Source organism: Peribacillus sp. P4_B1 (assembly GCF_056402395.1).
The window spans coordinates 13,459-31,030 of the sequence record NZ_JBFUHM010000053.1 but is presented as its reverse complement, the minus strand read 5'-3'; the positions used below and the strand labels follow the sequence as shown (position 1 = coordinate 31,030).

Here is a 17,572-nt window from a genome sequence, read left to right as displayed (position 1 = left end):
GTATTACCGCTTCCCTGGATTCATTGCAGTCGTCACTTTAAGCATATACCTTTTCTTGACGCTATTGGTGTTCGATTGGATGAATGCGGTCCTTACGCTGCCTGGTATTGCGGCATTGGTACTCGGGGTCGGGATGGCTGTCGATGCCAACATCATAACCTACGAGCGGATCAGAGATGAATTGAAACTTGGCCGTTCTGTAAAAGCAGCTTATAAAGAAGGTACGAAAAACTCACTTGCTACGATTACGGATGCGAACTTAACGACCTTGCTGGCTGCGGCTGTTCTATTCTTTTATGGAACAAGCTCCGTTAAAGGGTTTGCGACCACTTTGATCATTTCGATTTTAATGAGTTTCATTACAGCCGTCTATGGTACACGTCTTTTCATGAGCCTTTGGGTGAATAGCGGGTTCCTTGACAAACGCACAACCTGGTTTGGCGTGAAGAAGAAATACATTCACGATTTATCGGAGAAAATTAATTTAATGTCATTGCCAACACGCTTTGATAAAATCGATTTCGTCAAACATCGGAAAGTTTTTTATGGCATTTCAGTCGGTGTAACGATTATCGGGATCATTTTCCTGCTCGTCTTCAGATTGAATCTAGGTATTGATTTCACGAGCGGTACCCGGATTGAGATTGCGTCCAAAGATGTCTTGACGAAACAGCAAGTCGAAACCGAAATTGTCAAGGTCGGTATTGACGAGAATGATGTCAAGGATGTCAGGCTCACTGGAAAAGAAAATAAAAATGCTGTCGTTCGGACAGTCGGTGTCCTTGATAAGCAGGAAATCGCAAAATTGAAGGACCATTTCAAGAAGGATTATGGAGCAGAACCGAATGTCAGCACCGTATCGCCGACAGTCGGAAAAGAACTCGCGAAAAATGCCATGGTTGCGTTAGCGATTGCATCACTCGGAATCATTTTGTATGTATCGATACGATTTGAATGGCGGATGGCTGTACCTGCTGTCGTAGCGCTTATACATGACGCGTTCTTCATCATAACGATATTTAGTGTATTTCGGCTCGAGGTGGATATCACCTTCATTGCTGCGGTACTGACGATCGTCGGTTATTCGATCAATGATACGATCGTAACCTTTGACAGGATTCGTGAAAACTTACGCTTCAGTCGTAAAGTCAAAACCGCTGAAGAGCTTGAGAATATTGTAAATATCAGTATCAGGCAAACATTGACGAGATCCATTAACACCGTACTAACCGTTCTCATTACGGTTATCGCGTTGATGATCTTCGGCAGTGAAGCTATCCGAAACTTCTCAATTGCCCTGTTTATCGGTTTAATATGTGGCGTGTATTCGTCTCTATTAATCGCGTCCCAATTCTGGCTTGATTTAAAAATCAGGGAATTGAAGAAAAAAGGACCACTGAACACCGCAAAAGAAAAGAAACAAAGTCTTGAAGGACAAGTTTAATATGTGAGAGGAGGCTGGCATGATGCCAGCCTTCTTTTTGTGAGACTAGCTTTTTGAATAGGGAATTACAGCCATTTTTGAGTTTAAAATAAATTGAAACCGTTATTGTCGTTTTGTATAATAAGTAAGTTAAGGGGTGAATTCATGTTAAAACCAAAAACCCGGTGGAACTTGCGAACTGCCGATGAAAACAAAGTTGCTGTACTAGCTGAAGAGCTTCATATCACACCTTTGGTTGCAGCCCTGCTTGTGAATCGAGGCCTGGACACGATTGAAAGTGCCCGATCATTTTTATTTGTAAAAAATCAAACTTTTCATGATCCATTTTTATTGAAAGATATGGATAAAGCAGTCTATAGAATAAGAGAAGCGATTCAAAATGGAGAAAAAATACGGATTTTCGGTGATTATGACGCAGATGGCGTGACATCGACCACAGTGATGATGACGGCGCTAACGAGATTGGGGGCCGATGTGGATTTTTATATCCCGAATCGGTTTACAGAGGGCTACGGTCCGAATCCGATGGCGTTCCGCCTTGCAGCTGAGCAAGGGGTGAAGGTATTAATAACCGTCGATACCGGAATTTCTGCAGTCGATGAAGCGAAACTTGCCTGCGAGCTTGGCATGGATTATATTTTGACCGATCACCATGAACCTGGACCGGAATTGCCTGAGGCATTGGCAATTATCCATCCTAAACTTGAGGACAGTTCCTACCCATTTGAAGATCTAGCCGGAGTAGGTGTCGCTTTTAAGCTGGCACACGCTTTGCTAGGGGAATTGCCTGAGGATTTACTTGAAATAGCGGCCATCGGCACCATTGCGGATTTAGTGCCTTTAAAAGGGGAGAACCGCCTCATCGCTGCGAAAGGGATCGAGCAGTTACGATTGACTGGCCGTCCGGGGCTTGTTGCTCTAATGAAAGTGGCGAATGTTCAGCAGGAAGCATTGAATGAAGAATCAATCGGGTTTGCGATGGCACCGCGGATCAATGCTGTCGGACGACTTGGAGATGCTGACCCGGCTGTGGATTTATTGATGTCTGAAAACTTGGCAGAAGCGATGGAACTTGCCAATGAAATCAATGATATTAATAAAGAGCGTCAGGCGATGGTTGCGGCAATGGCGGAAGAAGCGATTCAAGAGGTTGAGGAAAACTTCCCGCCTGAGTCCAATGGTGTCCTTATCATCGGGAGAGAAGGCTGGAACGCAGGGGTAGTGGGGATTGTAGCCTCCAAACTGGTTGAACGCTTTTACCGCCCCACGATTGTATTGAGCTATGACCGGGAAAAGGGGCACGCGAAAGGTTCAGCCCGGAGCATCGCTGGTTTCGATCTTTTTGAAAGTCTTTCCACCTGCCGTGAATTACTGCCTCATTTTGGTGGACATCCGATGGCTGCTGGAATGACGTTGAAAATAGAAGATGTTCAGGAGCTTAGGGACCGCATGAACCTGATTGCGAAGGAACAGCTTAGCGAAGAGGACTTCACACCAATCACCAACTTGGATGGAGCAACCACTCTAGCGGAAGTTTCCGTTCAAACGATTCAGGAAATGAGCTTGCTGGCGCCATTTGGGGTGACGAATCCAAAGCCGAAGATTTTGATAGATTCCGTACAGCTTTCAAGTGTCCGAAAAATCGGTGCCAACCAAAATCACTTGAAAGTGCAGCTTGAAGATGGGGAAAATCATAAACTTGATGGAGTGGGCTTCGGTCTCGGTCATTTTGTGGATGAAATAGCTCCGCACGCTGAAGTCTCGGTGATTGGAGAGCTTTCCATCAATGAGTGGAATAATATGAAAAAGCCCCAGATCTTTGTCCAGGATGTCTCTGTAAACCATTGGCAGTTATTCGATTACCGCGGTAAGGGTCAGGCAGAGAAGTGGCTTGCCGACATTCCGGCACAAAACCGGAAGATCGTCATTTTCTCGGAAGATATTTATAGTAGATATCCATTTTTACAAAACCATTCCGATCTCGTTCATATTAAGAATGGACAGGATGCAGATCAGCTCGACTGCTTCGAAGGCCATGTGGTATTTATGGACATGCCGCCTTTAAGGGAATATTTGAAACGGGTGATTGCCAATAAGAATCCATCGCGTATCTATGCTCACCTTTCCCATGAACAGGACCATTTCTTAAGTACGATGCCAACAAGGGACCATTTTAAATGGTTTTATGCCTTCCTCGCCAAAAAGGGCCCGCTCGATGTGAAAAGATATGGTGATGACCTTGCCAAGTACCGCGGGTGGTCAAGAGATACCGTGGATTTCATTTCTAAGGTGTTTTTTGAGCTTGGTTTTGTTACAATAGAGAATGGGTTAATCATGCTCACAACCAATGCGAAAAAACGCGATCTCAGTGAATCTGAATCGTATATAAGAAAGAAAGAGCAATTTGAGCTTGAACAAGAGCTTGTTTATTCTTCCTATCAGCAATTATTCGATTGGTTCAATCATTATTTAGTTCATGAGGCAACAGACCTTGAGGAGGAAACAAAGCAATGGATTTAAAGCAATATGTAACAATTGTACAAGACTGGCCGAAACCGGGTATTGTCTTCAAAGATATTACAACATTAATGGATAACGGCGCAGCTTATAAATACGCAACAGACCAAATCGTCGAGTACGCTCGCGATAAAAATATCGATTTAGTGGTCGGACCGGAAGCACGCGGATTCATTATCGGATGTCCAGTCGCATACTCATTGGAAGTGGGCTTTGCACCAGTGAGAAAAGAAGGGAAACTTCCGCGTGAAACGATAAAAGTCGAATATGGTTTAGAATACGGCAAGGATGTTTTGACTATCCATAAAGATGCCATTAAACCGGGACAGCGTATTCTGATCACGGACGATTTACTTGCAACTGGCGGTACGATCGAAGCGACGATCAAATTGGTTGAACAGCTTGGCGGAATTGTTGCCGGGATTGCATTCCTTATTGAATTGACGGACTTGGATGGCAAAGATAAATTAGACGGCTATGATGTCTTGACATTAATGAGCTTTTAATAAAGAAGAGCACTCTGACCAGGGTGCTCTTTCTGTTTTACCCGATTTAAATGGATTTTGTCGAATTTCCAGTGAAAAAATGCAGTATTCTTTATAAAATACACGTTTTACTCTTTACATCCTTGCCTTTTTTTTCGATAATAGTAATAATAAAGAGTTTTTCTGCTAATAAGTTTATTTGCACTTGCATCCGTGTTAAGCGGATTTATTTTTTTTCGCAAAAATTGTCACGTTTTGCAGAATAAAGGGAAGTGCTACCAATCATACTCAATCCGGTTTATATCCGGTGGCAGTTAAAGTGGGGTTAAGGTGATTAAATGGCTAATGATCAAATATTGACTGCCGAGCAGGTTGTAGAACGGGCCAGCTTATATCTTCAGCCGGAAGAAGCTGAATTTATTCATAGAGCGTTTAAGTATGCAGAGTATTCTCACCGGGAACAATTCCGTAAATCGGGGGAGCCGTATATTATTCATCCGATTCAAGTGGCGGGCATTCTTGCTGATCTAGAAATGGACCCTGCAACTATTGCGGCAGGTTTTTTACATGATGTTGTTGAAGACACGGAGATCACTCTGAAGGATATTGAAGAGAATTTCAGTCCTGAAGTCGCCATGCTCGTAGATGGCGTGACCAAATTAGGGAAAATCAAGTATAAATCACAACAAGAGCAACAGGCGGAAAACCATCGGAAAATGTTCGTGGCGATGGCCCAGGATATTAGGGTCATCTTGATCAAGCTTGCCGACAGACTGCACAATATGCGGACATTGAAGCATCTGCCGCAGGAAAAGCAGAGAAGGATATCGAACGAGACGCTGGAAATCTTCGCCCCCCTTGCCCATCGTCTTGGTATCAGTACGATTAAATGGGAACTTGAAGATACTGCACTAAGGTATTTGAATCCTCAGCAGTATTACCGAATCGTCAACCTGATGAAGAAAAAGCGTGCAGAACGTGAACAGTATCTGGAAGAAGTCATTGATGAAGTGCGTAAAAACGTTGAGGAAGTCAACATTAAGGCTGACCTTTCCGGCAGACCGAAACATATATACAGCATTTATCGCAAAATGGCTTTGCAAAATAAGCAGTTCAGCGAAATTTATGATTTGCTTGCAGTCCGGATCGTCGTCAATAGCATAAAAGATTGCTATGCCGTTTTAGGGATCATCCATACATGCTGGAAGCCGATGCCTGGCCGATTTAAAGACTATATCGCCATGCCTAAGCCAAATATGTATCAATCGCTCCATACGACGGTGATCGGCCCGAAAGGCGATCCGCTGGAAGTGCAGATCCGTACTTCCGATATGCATCGCATTGCGGAGTTCGGGGTTGCCGCGCATTGGGCTTATAAAGAAGGAAAAGATGTAGGTGAACAGCCTTCATTAGAAGAAAAATTGACTTGGTTCCGGGAAATTCTTGAATTCCAGGATGATGCGACAAATGCCGAGGAATTCATGGAATCACTTAAAATTGATCTTTTTTCTGATATGGTATTCATTTTCACGCCAAAAGGCGATGTCATCGAACTGCCATCAGGATCCAACCCGATTGATTTCGCTTACAGGATTCACTCGGAAATCGGAAATAAAACGATCGGTTCCAAAGTGAACGGGAAAATGGTACCGCTGGATTATAAATTGAAAACTGGCGACATCATTGAAATCCTGACATCTAAGCATTCATATGGTCCAAGTCAGGACTGGCTTAAACTCACTCAAACATCTCAAGCGAAAAATAAGATCCGCCAATTTTTCAAAAAGCAGCGCCGCGAAGAAAATATCGAAAAGGGCAAAGAGCTTGTTGAAAAGGAAATCAAGGAAATGGAGTTCGAACTGAAAGAAATCCTTTCTGCCGAGAACATCAAGCGTGTTGCAGATAAATTCAATTTCCTGAATGAAGAAGATATGTATGCAGCAGTCGGGTATAACGGAATAACAGCACTTCAGGTGGCTAACCGCCTTACCGAAAAGTGGCGTAAGCAGAAAATGGTCGAGCAAGAAGCGGATATTTCAGAAGCGGTAGCCGATCTGAAAACCTTTTCCAATTCATCTAAAAAACGTGACTCAGGTGTAAGGGTACCGGGGATTGATAACCTGCTTATCCGTTTATCACGTTGTTGCAACCCAGTTCCAGGGGATGAAATCGTTGGTTATATAACCAAAGGCCGTGGAGTTTCAGTCCATAGGCAAGACTGCCCGAACCTGGAAAGCGGTGATTCCGATCATCGCCTCGTACCGGTTGAATGGGAAAGTACGATTAACGAGCGCAAGGAATACATCGTTGAAATTGAAATCAGCGGGTATGACCGCCGCGGCTTATTAAACGAAGTGCTGCAAGCCGTCAATGAAACCAAGACCAACATTTCAGCGGTCTCGGGTAAATCCGACAGGAATAAGGTGGCGACCATTCACATGTCGATTTATATTCATAACATTGCCCATTTACAAAAGGTCGTTGACCGTATCAAACAAATTTCAGATGTTTATTCCGTTAGACGGATAATGAACTAAGGGGTTATTATTACCATGCGTGTTGTTTTACAACGTTCCAAAGCCGCCAAAGTCGTTGTCGCAGACCAAATAATCGGTCAAATCGACAGCGGGCTCGTTCTGTTGGTTGGTGTCACCCATGGGGATACCATCGATGACGCCGCATATTTGGCCGATAAGATTGTCAATCTCAGAATATTTGAAGATGAAAATGAAAAGATGAACCACTCACTATTGGATGTGGGAGGTTCGATTTTATCAGTTTCGCAATTCACCCTATATGGCGATTGCCGTAAAGGCCGTCGACCGAACTTCATGGACGCCGCCCGTCCTGAAGAGGCGAATCAAATATATGAAGCATTTAACGAGGAACTCCGGAATAAAGGCGTCCATACGGAAACAGGTCAATTCGGTGCCATGATGGACGTTCAGCTTACTAATGATGGTCCCGTTACATTAATACTGGAAAGCAAAAAATAACCTGCTGCGGCAGGTTTTTTGTTTTTAGTCAATCAGTACGGACGAAAAGAAAAGCCAGCTTCGATGGGAAGCTGGCTTTTCTTTATTTGAAATATCGCGCCAATCCATTATAAATGGCGGATGTGATTTTTTCTTGATACTCATTCGATGATAACGTCAATTCTTCCACTGGATTACTTAAATAACCTAGTTCAATAAGTGTAGCTACCCGTTTGTTTTCCCTGATAACATGAAAATCCCCGTATCGTGATCCGCGGTTTGGCACCTGCATGGTTGAACCGAGTGAATTGGCCAGTGTAGTGGCCAATGAACGTTGATAGCCATGATAGTAGTATGTTGTTATCCCGCTGGTGATCTGGTCCTTGGTGCTATCATAATGGAGGCTGATGAAAGCATCCGCGTTATGGATATGTGAAGTGCCGACCCGGGAAGGGAGCGGAACATAGGTATTGCCGCTTCTGGTCAATATCACTTTGGCCCCTGCAGCCTGAAGTTTGTCACGCAGCAACTCGGCCGTCCGGATCGTCAGGTTTTTCTCTAGAGTGCCACCGACCCCTACTGTACCGCTATCCCTTCCGCCATGGCCGGGATCGATAACGATTGTTTTATCCTTTAAATATTTTTCAACCCCAGGGCGTTGGATCTGCTCGGAATTCCCTTCGACCGTCACGATCCATCCCGCAACATAAGCGGTTTTCCCGTTATTTAGTTTAATCGAATACCAATCGCCTTCCATGCCTGTTGCGGAGAATGTTTCACCTTCATTGACCTGCTTTACGATTTCCGAGTTGCCATCAGGCTCACTTCTAAAAATCGTTCCATCATGAATGATGGTAATCTTGTTTCCCTTTGCCTCAATCCTCTCTTCCTTTGGCGTTTGTTCAACATTCTCTTTTTCCAAGTACCAACTCACGACCCAGCCCTTTTTTGAACCGGAAAGCTGGATCTGCGTCATTTTTCCCTTTGTTTGTAAGACGGCGTAAGTCTCATCCTTGTTCACCGAACCGATGACCTTGCTGTTTAGAGATGCACCTTTCCGCACATTTAAACCCGTAGCGGTTACCCTTGCAGTGGCTCCTGCCGTATTGATTTTCGAATCACCTTTATCTTGGCTTATTTGTATGTAAGGTTCAGCTACCCAGCCGCGGACTCCATGGAAATCAATTTCGGCCCACTCATTTTCAATGCGATAAACGGTCACTGCCGTATTTTTATTCAGCTTTCCTAGCGTTGCGCTGCTTCTCGATGGCTCCGAACGGACATTGAGCCGGTCCACCAAAGTGACACCTGTTTTTGCGGATTGGTTCCTTGCTTCTTTTTCCTTGGATGAGCCTTTCTTCGCTGCATCCCCGGAAGCGGCGGTAAGCTTAAGGTAATCAGAAGAGACCCAGCCTTCAAGAGCCGTTGTTTTGACTTTTATCCAATTTTCATTCTTTTCAATGATGTCGACAGCTGTTCCTTTATTCAAGGAGCCAACCGTTTGAAATGTTGTACCGGGACCTGTACGGACGCGGACGGAGCTGCCTGAGATCATTCCTTGTCCGGATTCCTTTTTGACCAGGTTGGTGTCCGAATCCGACGTTCTTTCCACTAGCCAATTGGCGACCCAGCCAGTTTTACCGATGCCCATCCGGATTTCGATCCAGTCGCCATCTTCCTTCAGGATTGGATAGGATTCCCCTTTTGCCAGTTTTTTTACGATAGGGAAACTGAGACCCGCGCCTTCACGGACATTGACCACTTTGGACGTCACGATAATTTCCCCTTCATCTTTTCCAAAAGCGTGATCGATGGGGAAAATGGCTGCCATAATCAGCATTAGGATCAGGCCGAATAAACCCGATTTCTTCTTCATAAGTTGTCTCTCCCTTTTAACGTCTATATGTATGTATTCTCGTTCAACAAAAATTTTCCTCTTTCCCTGTGCAAAAAACATTTTTTTTAGGAAAGAATAAAGCTTATATAACACTAGGAGGGAACCACATGAAATTCAGCGAAAAAAATCAAACGAGCTTAAGCGGGGGCAATCAAGTATTAGGTGTCGATTTTCACGATTTCATCCAGAAGGAACAAAGCTCAAACCTTGTTGAATTGGCATCCGAATACGGAGTCAATGTCAGGACGATCAAAAATTTGAAAAAACATTTTAACCAATAAAACGCGACAAAATACTGAAGCCTGCCTTGACATTTGAAGTTAACGTCCGTATGATTATAAAATATCAGACTTATTACTGCAATAACCAATGATGGAGAAGAGTAATTAAGAAACACATGGAAAGAGAGGAAATGCCGAGGCTGAAAGCATTCCACATGATGACTTAATGAAAGAACCCTCCGTAGGCTTCACTCTGAACGGATTTTTTCTTAATAGGAGATGGACGTAAAACAGGCGTTAACTGTTTTTGAGCGGGGGCATTTATTTTTTGTGCTTCAACTAGGGTGGCACCACGGGATATCCAAACTCTCGTCCCTTGTAACGGATAAGTTACAAGGGACGGGAGTTTTTTGTTTGGAAAAAATCAGTATAGCGCCGTATCAGAAAGGGCGCCTTGCTTTTAAGGAGGAAACAATATGTCTATTCAGATTCCTAGAGGTACCCAGGATTTATTGCCTGGACAAACGGAAATTTGGCAGTATATCGAAAAGACAGCGCGTGAGATTTGTCACCGTTACCAATATAAAGAAATCCGCACACCGATTTTTGAGCACACGGAATTATTTTTACGTGGTGTAGGGGATACAACCGATATCGTACAAAAAGAGATGTATTCATTTCAAGATCGCGGTGAAAGGAATTTAACCCTTCGTCCGGAAGGCACCGCATCAGTTGTACGGTCTTATATCGAGAACAAAATGTTCGGGTGGGCCAATCAGCCGGTCAAGCTTTATTATATCGGGCCGATGTTCCGTTACGAACGTCCACAAGCAGGCCGCTTCCGTCAGTTCGTTCAATTCGGCATCGAAGCCTTAGGAAGTAAGGATCCCGGAATCGATGCAGAGGTTTTGTCACTTGCGATGAACCTGTACAAAGAACTTGGATTGAAAAAGCTGAAACTTGTGATCAACAGCCTTGGTGATAAGGAAAGCCGGACAGCGCATCGGAATGCATTAATCAAACATTTCGAACCTCGTATTGGCGAGTTTTGCCGTGATTGTCAAAATCGTCTGGAAAAAAACCCATTGCGTATCCTGGATTGCAAAAAAGATCACGATCACGAATTGATGAACACGGCGCCATCCATCATTGAATATTTAAATGATGAATCCCGTATTTATTTCGAAAAGGTTAAACAGCATCTTACGGACTTGGAAATTGAATTCGTCGAGGATCCGACGCTAGTGCGGGGCTTGGATTACTATAATCATACTGCTTTTGAAATCATGAGTGATGCAGAGGGCTTTGGCGCCATTACAACACTTTGCGGAGGCGGCCGATATAACGGGCTTGCTGAAGAACTTGGCGGACCGGAAACACCCGGAATCGGCTTTGCGCTTAGCATTGAACGCCTGATTGCAGCACTGCAAGCAGAAAACATCGAGCTTCCGATCAAAAAGGGTATTGACTGCTATCTTGTTTCCCTAGGTGAAGCGGCCAAGGATTATAACGTCAAACTTGCCCATCAATTGCGGAATGCCGGTTTTACTGTCGAAAAAGACTATCAAGACCGTAAAGTGAAAGCTCAATTCAAATCAGCCGACCGTCTCGAAGCGAGATATGTGGCGACACTCGGTGAAGAGGAATTGGCAAATAATAAAATCAACGTGAAGTTCATGGAAACCGGTGAACAAGTCCAAATGGATCTTGCCACATTCGTTGAACAATTCAAAAAGCTACAGGCTTAAGGGGGAAATACCATGTTTGGCAGAACATACTTCAATGGTGAAGTGACAGAAGCAGCTATTGGTGAAAAAGTAACATTAAAAGGATGGGTACAAAAACGTCGGGATTTGGGCGGGGTCATCTTTATCGACCTGCGTGACAGAAGCGGAGTCGTCCAAGTCGTTTTCAATCCGGACATTTCGGCAGAAGCCTTGGCCACAGCTGAAAAGATCCGTAATGAATATGTCCTTGATATCCAAGGGACAGTCATCAAACGTGAGGAAGCCAACTTCAACCCGAATGTAACAACAGGTACGGTCGAAGTTCAAGCCGAAAACGTTACAATTTTAAATGAAGCGAAAACCCCTCCGTTCGTCATTGATGAAAGAACGGATGTTTCTGAAGATATCCGCTTGAAATACCGTTATTTGGACTTGCGCCGTCCAGCGATGTTCGAAACGTTGAAAATGCGTAACCAAACAACAAAAGCAATCCGTGATTACTTGGACGGTGAAGGCTTCCTGGATATCGAAACACCTATCTTAACGAAAAGCACACCTGAAGGAGCACGTGATTATTTAGTGCCTAGCCGCGTACACGAAGGTGAGTTCTATGCACTTCCGCAGTCACCGCAAATCTTCAAGCAGCTATTGATGGTATCCGGTTTCGAACGTTATTATCAAATTGCCCGCTGTTTCCGTGATGAAGATTTACGCGCCGACAGACAGCCAGAATTCACGCAAATCGATATTGAAACAAGCTTCATGAGCCAAGAAGATATCATTAACACCGCAGAAAACATGATGGCTAAAGTGATGAAAGAAGTTAAAGGGCTTGACGTAACACTGCCATTCCCTAGAATGACATACTTTGAAGCGATGGGCCGTTACGGTTCCGACAAACCGGATACACGTTTCGGAATGGAACTTAAAGATGTCTCTGAAATCGTCAAAGACAGTGATTTCAAAGTATTCACTGGAGCTATTGCAAACGGCGGACAAGTTAAAGCGATCGTCGTTAAGGACGGAAATGCAGATTATTCCCGTAAAGATATTGATGGATTGGCTGAATTTGCAGCGATTTATGGTGCAAAAGGCCTTGCATGGCTGAAAGTTGAAGAAGACGGAGTAAAAGGACCGATCGCTAAATTCTTCGCGGAAGATCAACAGCAATTAGTATCCGTATTGGAAGCTGAAGTGGGCGATCTAATCTTATTCGTTGCAGATAAGAAAGGCGTAGTCGCTGATGCACTTGGAGCACTTCGCAACAAGCTTGGTAAAGAAAGAGGCTTGATTGATCAAAGCAAATTCAACTTCCTATGGGTGACGGACTGGCCATTATTTGAATATGACGAAGAAGAAGGACGCTACTATGCAGCACACCATCCATTCACAATGCCATTCCGTGAAGACATGGACAAACTGGAATCAGACCCAGCAAACGTCCGTGCACAAGCATATGACCTTGTCTTGAACGGCTACGAACTTGGCGGCGGATCACTGCGTATTTACGAACGCGACGTTCAGGAAAAAATGTTCAAAGTCCTTGGATTCTCGGAAGAAGAAGCAAACGCACAATTCGGCTTCCTAATGGATGCATTCGAATACGGAACGCCACCACACGGCGGAATCGCCCTTGGATTGGACCGTATGGTCATGCTGCTTGCTGGCCGCACGAACCTTCGCGACACCATCGCGTTCCCGAAAACAGCAAGCGCAAGCGACCTGCTCGTTGACGCACCAAGTGCTGTAAGTGACAAGCAATTGGCCGAACTTAGCCTAAGGCTTGCTGCACTAAAAAAATAATCAATCTGGCAAAAATATGAAAAAATACCTAGATGGTTTCTCTTGAAACAGAGTTAAGCATTATGATATGATGTTTTCAACAAGTAAGGGTCCTGATGTGTTCGTTCTTTAACCTATAAGTTTTGACCGAACACTTATAGTTACCGGGAGCACTAGTTTCCTGGCCGCGTAAATGCCTCCCTCGAAGAGGACTTACAAACGCGAGGAACCGAGCACCCACCTGCGGAGAGCGGGTTCAAAACAAAGGCGTAAACGGCACAATTGGGACTCTTACAACTTACAAAGCAACTCATGTTAAATAAACATGGGTTTTTTTGTGCGTTAAAAAAGTGAAGAATGGTAACTTACAAGTAAATGGTGTGAACTCACGAGTAAATGGCATGAATTCACGAGTAAATGGTGCAAACTCACGAGTAAAAGGTGTGAATTCACGAGTAAAAGGGGTGAATTCACGAGTAAAAGGGGTGAATTCACGAGTAAAAGGGGTGAATTCACGAGTAAAAGGGGTGAATTCACGAGTAAAAGGGGTGAATTCACGAGTAAATGGTGTGAACTCACGAGTAATGGGTGAATTCACGAGTAAAAGGTGTGAATTCACGAGTAAATGTGGTGAACTCACGAGTAAATGGTGCAAACTCACGAGTAAAAGGTGCAAACTCACGAGTAAAGGGCATGAATTCACGAGTAAAAGGGGTGAATTCACGAGTAATGGCATGAATTCACGAGTAAATGGTGCAAACTTACGAGTAAATGGCGCAAACACACGAGTAAAAGGGGTGAATTCACGAGTAAATGGCGCAAACACACGAGTAAAAGGTGTGAATTCACGAGTAAATGTGGTGAACTCACGAGTAATGGAGTGAAATTACGAGTAAAGAGCATGATTTTACAGTAAAAAGGGTGAATTCTCGACCGAATAAAAAAAATACATGAGTTTAGGAACAAATCTGACGAATTAAACAGAGCAAACTCAGAGTAAAATGCTGATTTTTAGTTTCCCAGCAGGAAAAAAGGGTTTTAATAAAGAAGCTAAAAAAGAAGGAGTTGACGAATGAATGCTAAAACCGTGTGAAAAGCCTATGAAAATGCTCAAACTGGAGGCATTAAGCAGGAGGCTAACATCAAACCATCCGAAACAGGAACAGATAAGGAACGATTTCCGGAAAATTCGAACAGGGTTTAACGGGGAGCGGAGTATTGGAAATGAGTTGAAGGATCTTCCAAAAGAATATCGAGTATTACATGATTTGAGGCTAAGTCACGATGGGAGCCGTTATTTTCAAATGGATTTCCTTATTATCACCCGGAATTACTGTATCATCATCGAAGTGAAAAACTTTGCGGGAATGCTCTATTTTGATCGTTCTTATCCTCAATTGATTCGGACAAAAGATGGGCAGGAACAAGCTTATCTGGATCCATTAATTCAAGTGGATGTGCAAAAATCCTGCTTAATGGATTGGCTCACTCTTCATAACTTTCCCTCGCTACCGATTGAAACGCTCATTGCCAATGCAAACTCGAATACCATCATAAGGACTACCCCAGGTTTTACCCCCATTTTCAAAAAAATCACGGGAAAAGAAACTCTGATTTCCAAGATTCATACCATTGAAGAAAAGTATCCTTCTGCGCAGTTGACCCAAAGGCAGAGCAATAAACTATCGAACACATTGCTGCAAAAAAATGCCCCATATGATCCGGATATACTCGAATGGTATCAAATTGATGTGAAAGATCTGCTAAATAGCGTTCAATGCCCTGATTGTTCAGCTCTTCATATGCAATATCACTGGGGCAAATGGTCATGTGGTCAATGTTCTTACGCCTCCAAAGATGCCCACATTCAAACTCTTCGTGATTATGCCCTCCTCATAGAGCCCAAAATTACGAATCAACAAGCACGGCTCTTATTACAAATAGATTCAATTGATATCATGCAACGAATGCTATCTGCTCTTGAATTGCCCTATTTGGGACAATATAAAAATAGAGTATATAGACTTGATGGATTAATTCACGAGTAAAGTGCCCAAACTCACGAGTAAAGTGCCCAAACTCACGAGTAAAGTGCCTAAACTCACGAGTAAACGCCCTAAACTCACGAGTAAAGCGCCCAAACTCACGAGTAAAGTGCCCAAACTCACGAGTAAACGCCCTAAATCCACGAGTAAGGTGCCTAAACTCACGAGTAAAGCGCCCAAATTCACGAGTAAACGCCCTAAATCCACGAGTAAAGTGCCCAAACTCATGACCAAACCCAATTTCTCTCGAGTAAGTCTCCATTATTCTCGAATACAACTTAAATATCCCCATTTAAGTAACATTCCGCAATATAGATTCGTAAATTATAGTAAGATTGAAATAATAATTAGCCAAGGATAGAAAGTAGTGAGAGCTTTGAAGGATTTATTGAATGCAAAGAGGAAGGAAATGCTTCAATTAGTGGAGCAGCTAGTGAATATAGATAGTGGTTCTCATACGAAAAAGGGCATTGATGAAATTGGTTCGATTTTAAAAACGAAATTTGAAAGCTTGGATTTTATTGTGGATACGGTCGAGCAGCAGAATTATGGCAATCAGCTGGTCATCCAGCATCGTGACGCGCATCAGCCGCATATTGTTGTCGTCGCACATATGGATACGGTTTTTCCTGAAGGGACAGCCCAAAAACGTCCTTTTATAGTGAAGGGAAATCGGGCTTACGGTCCTGGTGTTGCTGATATGAAGGCTAGTTTGGTTTTGCTTTTTTATGCGATCCTTTGTTTGAAACAATCGGGGCAGACAGGCTATAAGCATGTCCAAATCATTCTCAATAGTGATGAAGAGATCGGGTCTCCGTCGTCCGCTTCACTTATATCGGAAAAGGCGGCTGATAAGAAGTTCGCGTTAATTCTTGAACCAGCAAGGGCGGATGGTTCACTGGTCACGGAAAGAAGGGGCTGCGGACAATTTAAGGTGGATGTAGTGGGGGTGGCCGCCCATGCAGGGATTGAACCGGAAAAGGGTCGAAGTGCAATTGAAGAGTTGGCTCATAAGATCATCGCCTTACACCAATTGAATGATCCAAAGAAAGGAATCAGCGTTAATGTCGGCATGATTGAAGGAGGTTCTGCTGTCAATACCATCGCTTCCCATGCAGCCGCTTATGTGGATGTGCGGATCTCTGAAAAAAAGCAAGAAGGCATCATCCTCAAACAATTGAAAAAAATCTGCGCGGAAACCTATATTCCAGGGACGAAAACGGTATTAAGCGGGAAAATGGACCGGTCTCCCATGGAAAAGAACGAGRAAACGAACTTGCTTTTAGAGACAATCCGTCAGTCTGGGAAGGAAATTGGCATCCAAATCACGGATATGGCCACTGGTGGAGGATCGGATGCTTCTTTTACTTCTGAATTGGGTATAGCGACAGTGGATGGACTCGGGCCCATTGGAGGGGATGCACATAGTGATGAGGAGTATTTGGATATTCCCAGCCTGACAGAACGGACTCTCCTGCTGGCTACCATCCTTCAAAAATTATCAAAAATGACCTAGTACATTAATTCCGATTAGACTGCTTATATTTCGCTTGTCATAAATGATGTTTATGATATATTGTTAAATGGGAAGCTAAATAAGAACAGAATTTATTGGAGTTGAATATATATGCTGCATCAGTTTTCACGAAATGAATTAGCAATTGGCAAGGAAGGCATCGATATACTGAAAAACACGACCGTTGCTGTCCTGGGTGTGGGAGGCGTAGGTTCTTTTTCAGCTGAAGCATTGGCACGCACGGGTGTCGGCCGTATTATTCTTGTGGATAAGGACGATGTCGACATAACTAATGTAAACAGGCAGATTCATGCATTATTATCAACAGTCGGTCAACCGAAAGCGGAATTGATGAAAAATCGCATTCAAGACATCAATCCCGACTGCGAAGTGATCGCTCTTAAAATGTTCTATACAGAAGAAACGTTTGAGGAATTCTTCAGTTATGGCCTGGATTATGTCATTGATGCATCCGATACGGTCATTTATAAGATGCATGTGATGAAGGAATGCCTGAAACGGAATATCAAGGTGATTTCAAGCATGGGGGCCGCTAATAAAATGGATCCTACGCGTTTCCAAATTGCCGATATCTCCAAAACGCATACAGATCCGCTTGCAAAGGTCATTCGTACTAGATTGCGTAAAGAAGGCATCACAAAGGGAATTCCCGTCGTCTTCTCGGACGAAAGCCCGATTGTCATTCGTGAGGATGTCCGGAAAGAAGTCGGCAATGATGAGGCGAAAATCCGTAAAGCCCAAATGCCGCCATCTTCGAATGCTTTCGTACCATCTGTAGCGGGCTTAATTGCGGCAAGCTGGGTAATCAATGATATTTTAAAAGACATTGAAGTTCGCCGTGTAAATGATTGATAATAAGTTGACTGACTCTATACGGGGTCAGTTTTTTTTGTCGAAAAAGCATATATTTCCTTATAATAACTTTTTTATCCATATCTTATA

At 43.6% G+C, this 17,572-nt stretch carries 14 protein-coding genes, 1 other RNA gene and 1 other annotated feature; of the genes, 12 read left to right on the top strand and 3 right to left on the bottom strand.

What is annotated here, in order from left to right:
- The 5 genes from secF to dtd all read left to right on the top strand — a co-directional run.
- Positions 1-1,444, top strand: a 1,444-nt coding sequence (gene secF, locus AC1DVK_RS22290) for a protein translocase subunit SecF (RefSeq protein WP_477627403.1), incomplete at its 5' end; no start/stop codon positions are given.
- Positions 1,445-1,588: 144 nt separating this feature from the next.
- On the top strand, positions 1,589-3,964 hold the full coding sequence (recJ, locus tag AC1DVK_RS22285; RefSeq protein WP_289319968.1) for a single-stranded-DNA-specific exonuclease RecJ: 2,376 nt from the start codon (positions 1,589-1,591) through the stop codon (positions 3,962-3,964).
- The gene (locus tag AC1DVK_RS22280) at positions 3,955-4,467 is read left to right on the top strand and encodes an adenine phosphoribosyltransferase (RefSeq protein ID WP_061464220.1); all 513 of its coding nucleotides are present in this window, start codon (positions 3,955-3,957) and stop codon (positions 4,465-4,467) included. The genes recJ and AC1DVK_RS22280 overlap by 10 nt, the downstream gene beginning before the upstream one ends.
- A gap of 317 nt (positions 4,468-4,784) precedes the next feature.
- Positions 4,785-6,983, top strand: a complete 2,199-nt coding sequence (locus tag AC1DVK_RS22275; protein ID WP_477627402.1) for a RelA/SpoT family protein — start codon at positions 4,785-4,787, stop codon at positions 6,981-6,983.
- A gap of 15 nt (positions 6,984-6,998) precedes the next feature.
- The gene (gene dtd, locus AC1DVK_RS22270) at positions 6,999-7,442 is read left to right on the top strand and encodes a D-aminoacyl-tRNA deacylase (RefSeq protein WP_061464218.1); all 444 of its coding nucleotides are present in this window, start codon (positions 6,999-7,001) and stop codon (positions 7,440-7,442) included.
- Between the two features lie 82 nt (positions 7,443-7,524).
- Here dtd and AC1DVK_RS22265 read toward each other — a convergent pair whose 3' ends face one another.
- Positions 7,525-9,297 (bottom strand): SH3 domain-containing protein, encoded by a 1,773-nt coding sequence (locus tag AC1DVK_RS22265; protein WP_477627401.1) that lies wholly within the window; start codon positions 9,295-9,297, stop codon positions 7,525-7,527.
- Between the two features lie 128 nt (positions 9,298-9,425).
- Between AC1DVK_RS22265 and AC1DVK_RS22260 the strand changes: the two genes are divergently transcribed.
- From AC1DVK_RS22260 to ssrS, 4 genes are all read left to right on the top strand, one after another.
- On the top strand, positions 9,426-9,599 hold the full coding sequence (locus AC1DVK_RS22260) for a hypothetical protein (RefSeq protein WP_176431781.1): 174 nt from the start codon (positions 9,426-9,428) through the stop codon (positions 9,597-9,599).
- 79 nt (positions 9,600-9,678) lie between these two features.
- Positions 9,679-9,919: a binding site (T-box leader), on the top strand.
- Between the two features lie 96 nt (positions 9,920-10,015).
- Positions 10,016-11,287, top strand: a complete 1,272-nt coding sequence (hisS, locus tag AC1DVK_RS22255) for a histidine--tRNA ligase (RefSeq protein ID WP_061464216.1) — start codon at positions 10,016-10,018, stop codon at positions 11,285-11,287.
- Between the two features lie 12 nt (positions 11,288-11,299).
- On the top strand, positions 11,300-13,069 hold the full coding sequence (gene aspS / locus AC1DVK_RS22250) for an aspartate--tRNA ligase (RefSeq protein ID WP_477627400.1): 1,770 nt from the start codon (positions 11,300-11,302) through the stop codon (positions 13,067-13,069).
- An 86-nt stretch (positions 13,070-13,155) separates the two neighbouring features.
- Positions 13,156-13,341, top strand: a non-coding RNA gene (gene ssrS, locus AC1DVK_RS22245) — 6S RNA.
- Positions 13,342-13,358: 17 nt separating this feature from the next.
- Here ssrS and AC1DVK_RS22240 read toward each other — a convergent pair.
- Entirely contained in the window at positions 13,359-13,874 is a 516-nt protein-coding gene (locus tag AC1DVK_RS22240; RefSeq protein ID WP_477627399.1) for a hypothetical protein, read from the bottom strand.
- A gap of 250 nt (positions 13,875-14,124) precedes the next feature.
- Here AC1DVK_RS22240 and AC1DVK_RS22235 point away from each other — a divergent pair, with 250 nt between their 5' ends.
- Entirely contained in the window at positions 14,125-15,096 is a 972-nt protein-coding gene (locus tag AC1DVK_RS22235) for an NERD domain-containing protein (protein WP_477627398.1), read from the top strand.
- Here the strand turns inward: AC1DVK_RS22235 and AC1DVK_RS22230 are convergent.
- Positions 15,005-15,370, bottom strand: coding sequence for a hypothetical protein (locus AC1DVK_RS22230; protein ID WP_477627397.1), 366 nt, complete (start codon positions 15,368-15,370; stop codon positions 15,005-15,007). The genes AC1DVK_RS22235 and AC1DVK_RS22230 overlap by 92 nt on opposite strands.
- Before the next feature lie 90 nt (positions 15,371-15,460).
- Between AC1DVK_RS22230 and AC1DVK_RS22225 the strand changes: the two genes are divergently transcribed.
- Entirely contained in the window at positions 15,461-16,609 is a 1,149-nt protein-coding gene (locus AC1DVK_RS22225; protein WP_477627396.1) for a M20 family metallopeptidase, read from the top strand.
- Between the two features lie 111 nt (positions 16,610-16,720).
- Positions 16,721-17,482, top strand: coding sequence for a tRNA threonylcarbamoyladenosine dehydratase (locus AC1DVK_RS22220; protein ID WP_125160028.1), 762 nt, complete (start codon positions 16,721-16,723; stop codon positions 17,480-17,482).
- Positions 17,483-17,572 lie beyond the last annotated feature (90 nt).

Coding starts and splice junctions, on each gene's coding strand:
- recJ (WP_289319968.1), top strand. CDS start 1,589: ATGTTAAAACCAAAAACCCGGTGGAACTTGCGAACTGCCGATGAAAAC.
- AC1DVK_RS22280 (WP_061464220.1), top strand. CDS start 3,955: ATGGATTTAAAGCAATATGTAACAATTGTACAAGACTGGCCGAAACCG.
- AC1DVK_RS22275 (WP_477627402.1), top strand. CDS start 4,785: ATGGCTAATGATCAAATATTGACTGCCGAGCAGGTTGTAGAACGGGCC.
- dtd (WP_061464218.1), top strand. CDS start 6,999: ATGCGTGTTGTTTTACAACGTTCCAAAGCCGCCAAAGTCGTTGTCGCA.
- AC1DVK_RS22265 (WP_477627401.1), bottom strand. CDS start 9,297: ATGAAGAAGAAATCGGGTTTATTCGGCCTGATCCTAATGCTGATTATG.
- AC1DVK_RS22260 (WP_176431781.1), top strand. CDS start 9,426: ATGAAATTCAGCGAAAAAAATCAAACGAGCTTAAGCGGGGGCAATCAA.
- hisS (WP_061464216.1), top strand. CDS start 10,016: ATGTCTATTCAGATTCCTAGAGGTACCCAGGATTTATTGCCTGGACAA.
- aspS (WP_477627400.1), top strand. CDS start 11,300: ATGTTTGGCAGAACATACTTCAATGGTGAAGTGACAGAAGCAGCTATT.
- AC1DVK_RS22235 (WP_477627398.1), top strand. CDS start 14,125: ATGCTAAAACCGTGTGAAAAGCCTATGAAAATGCTCAAACTGGAGGCA.
- AC1DVK_RS22220 (WP_125160028.1), top strand. CDS start 16,721: ATGCTGCATCAGTTTTCACGAAATGAATTAGCAATTGGCAAGGAAGGC.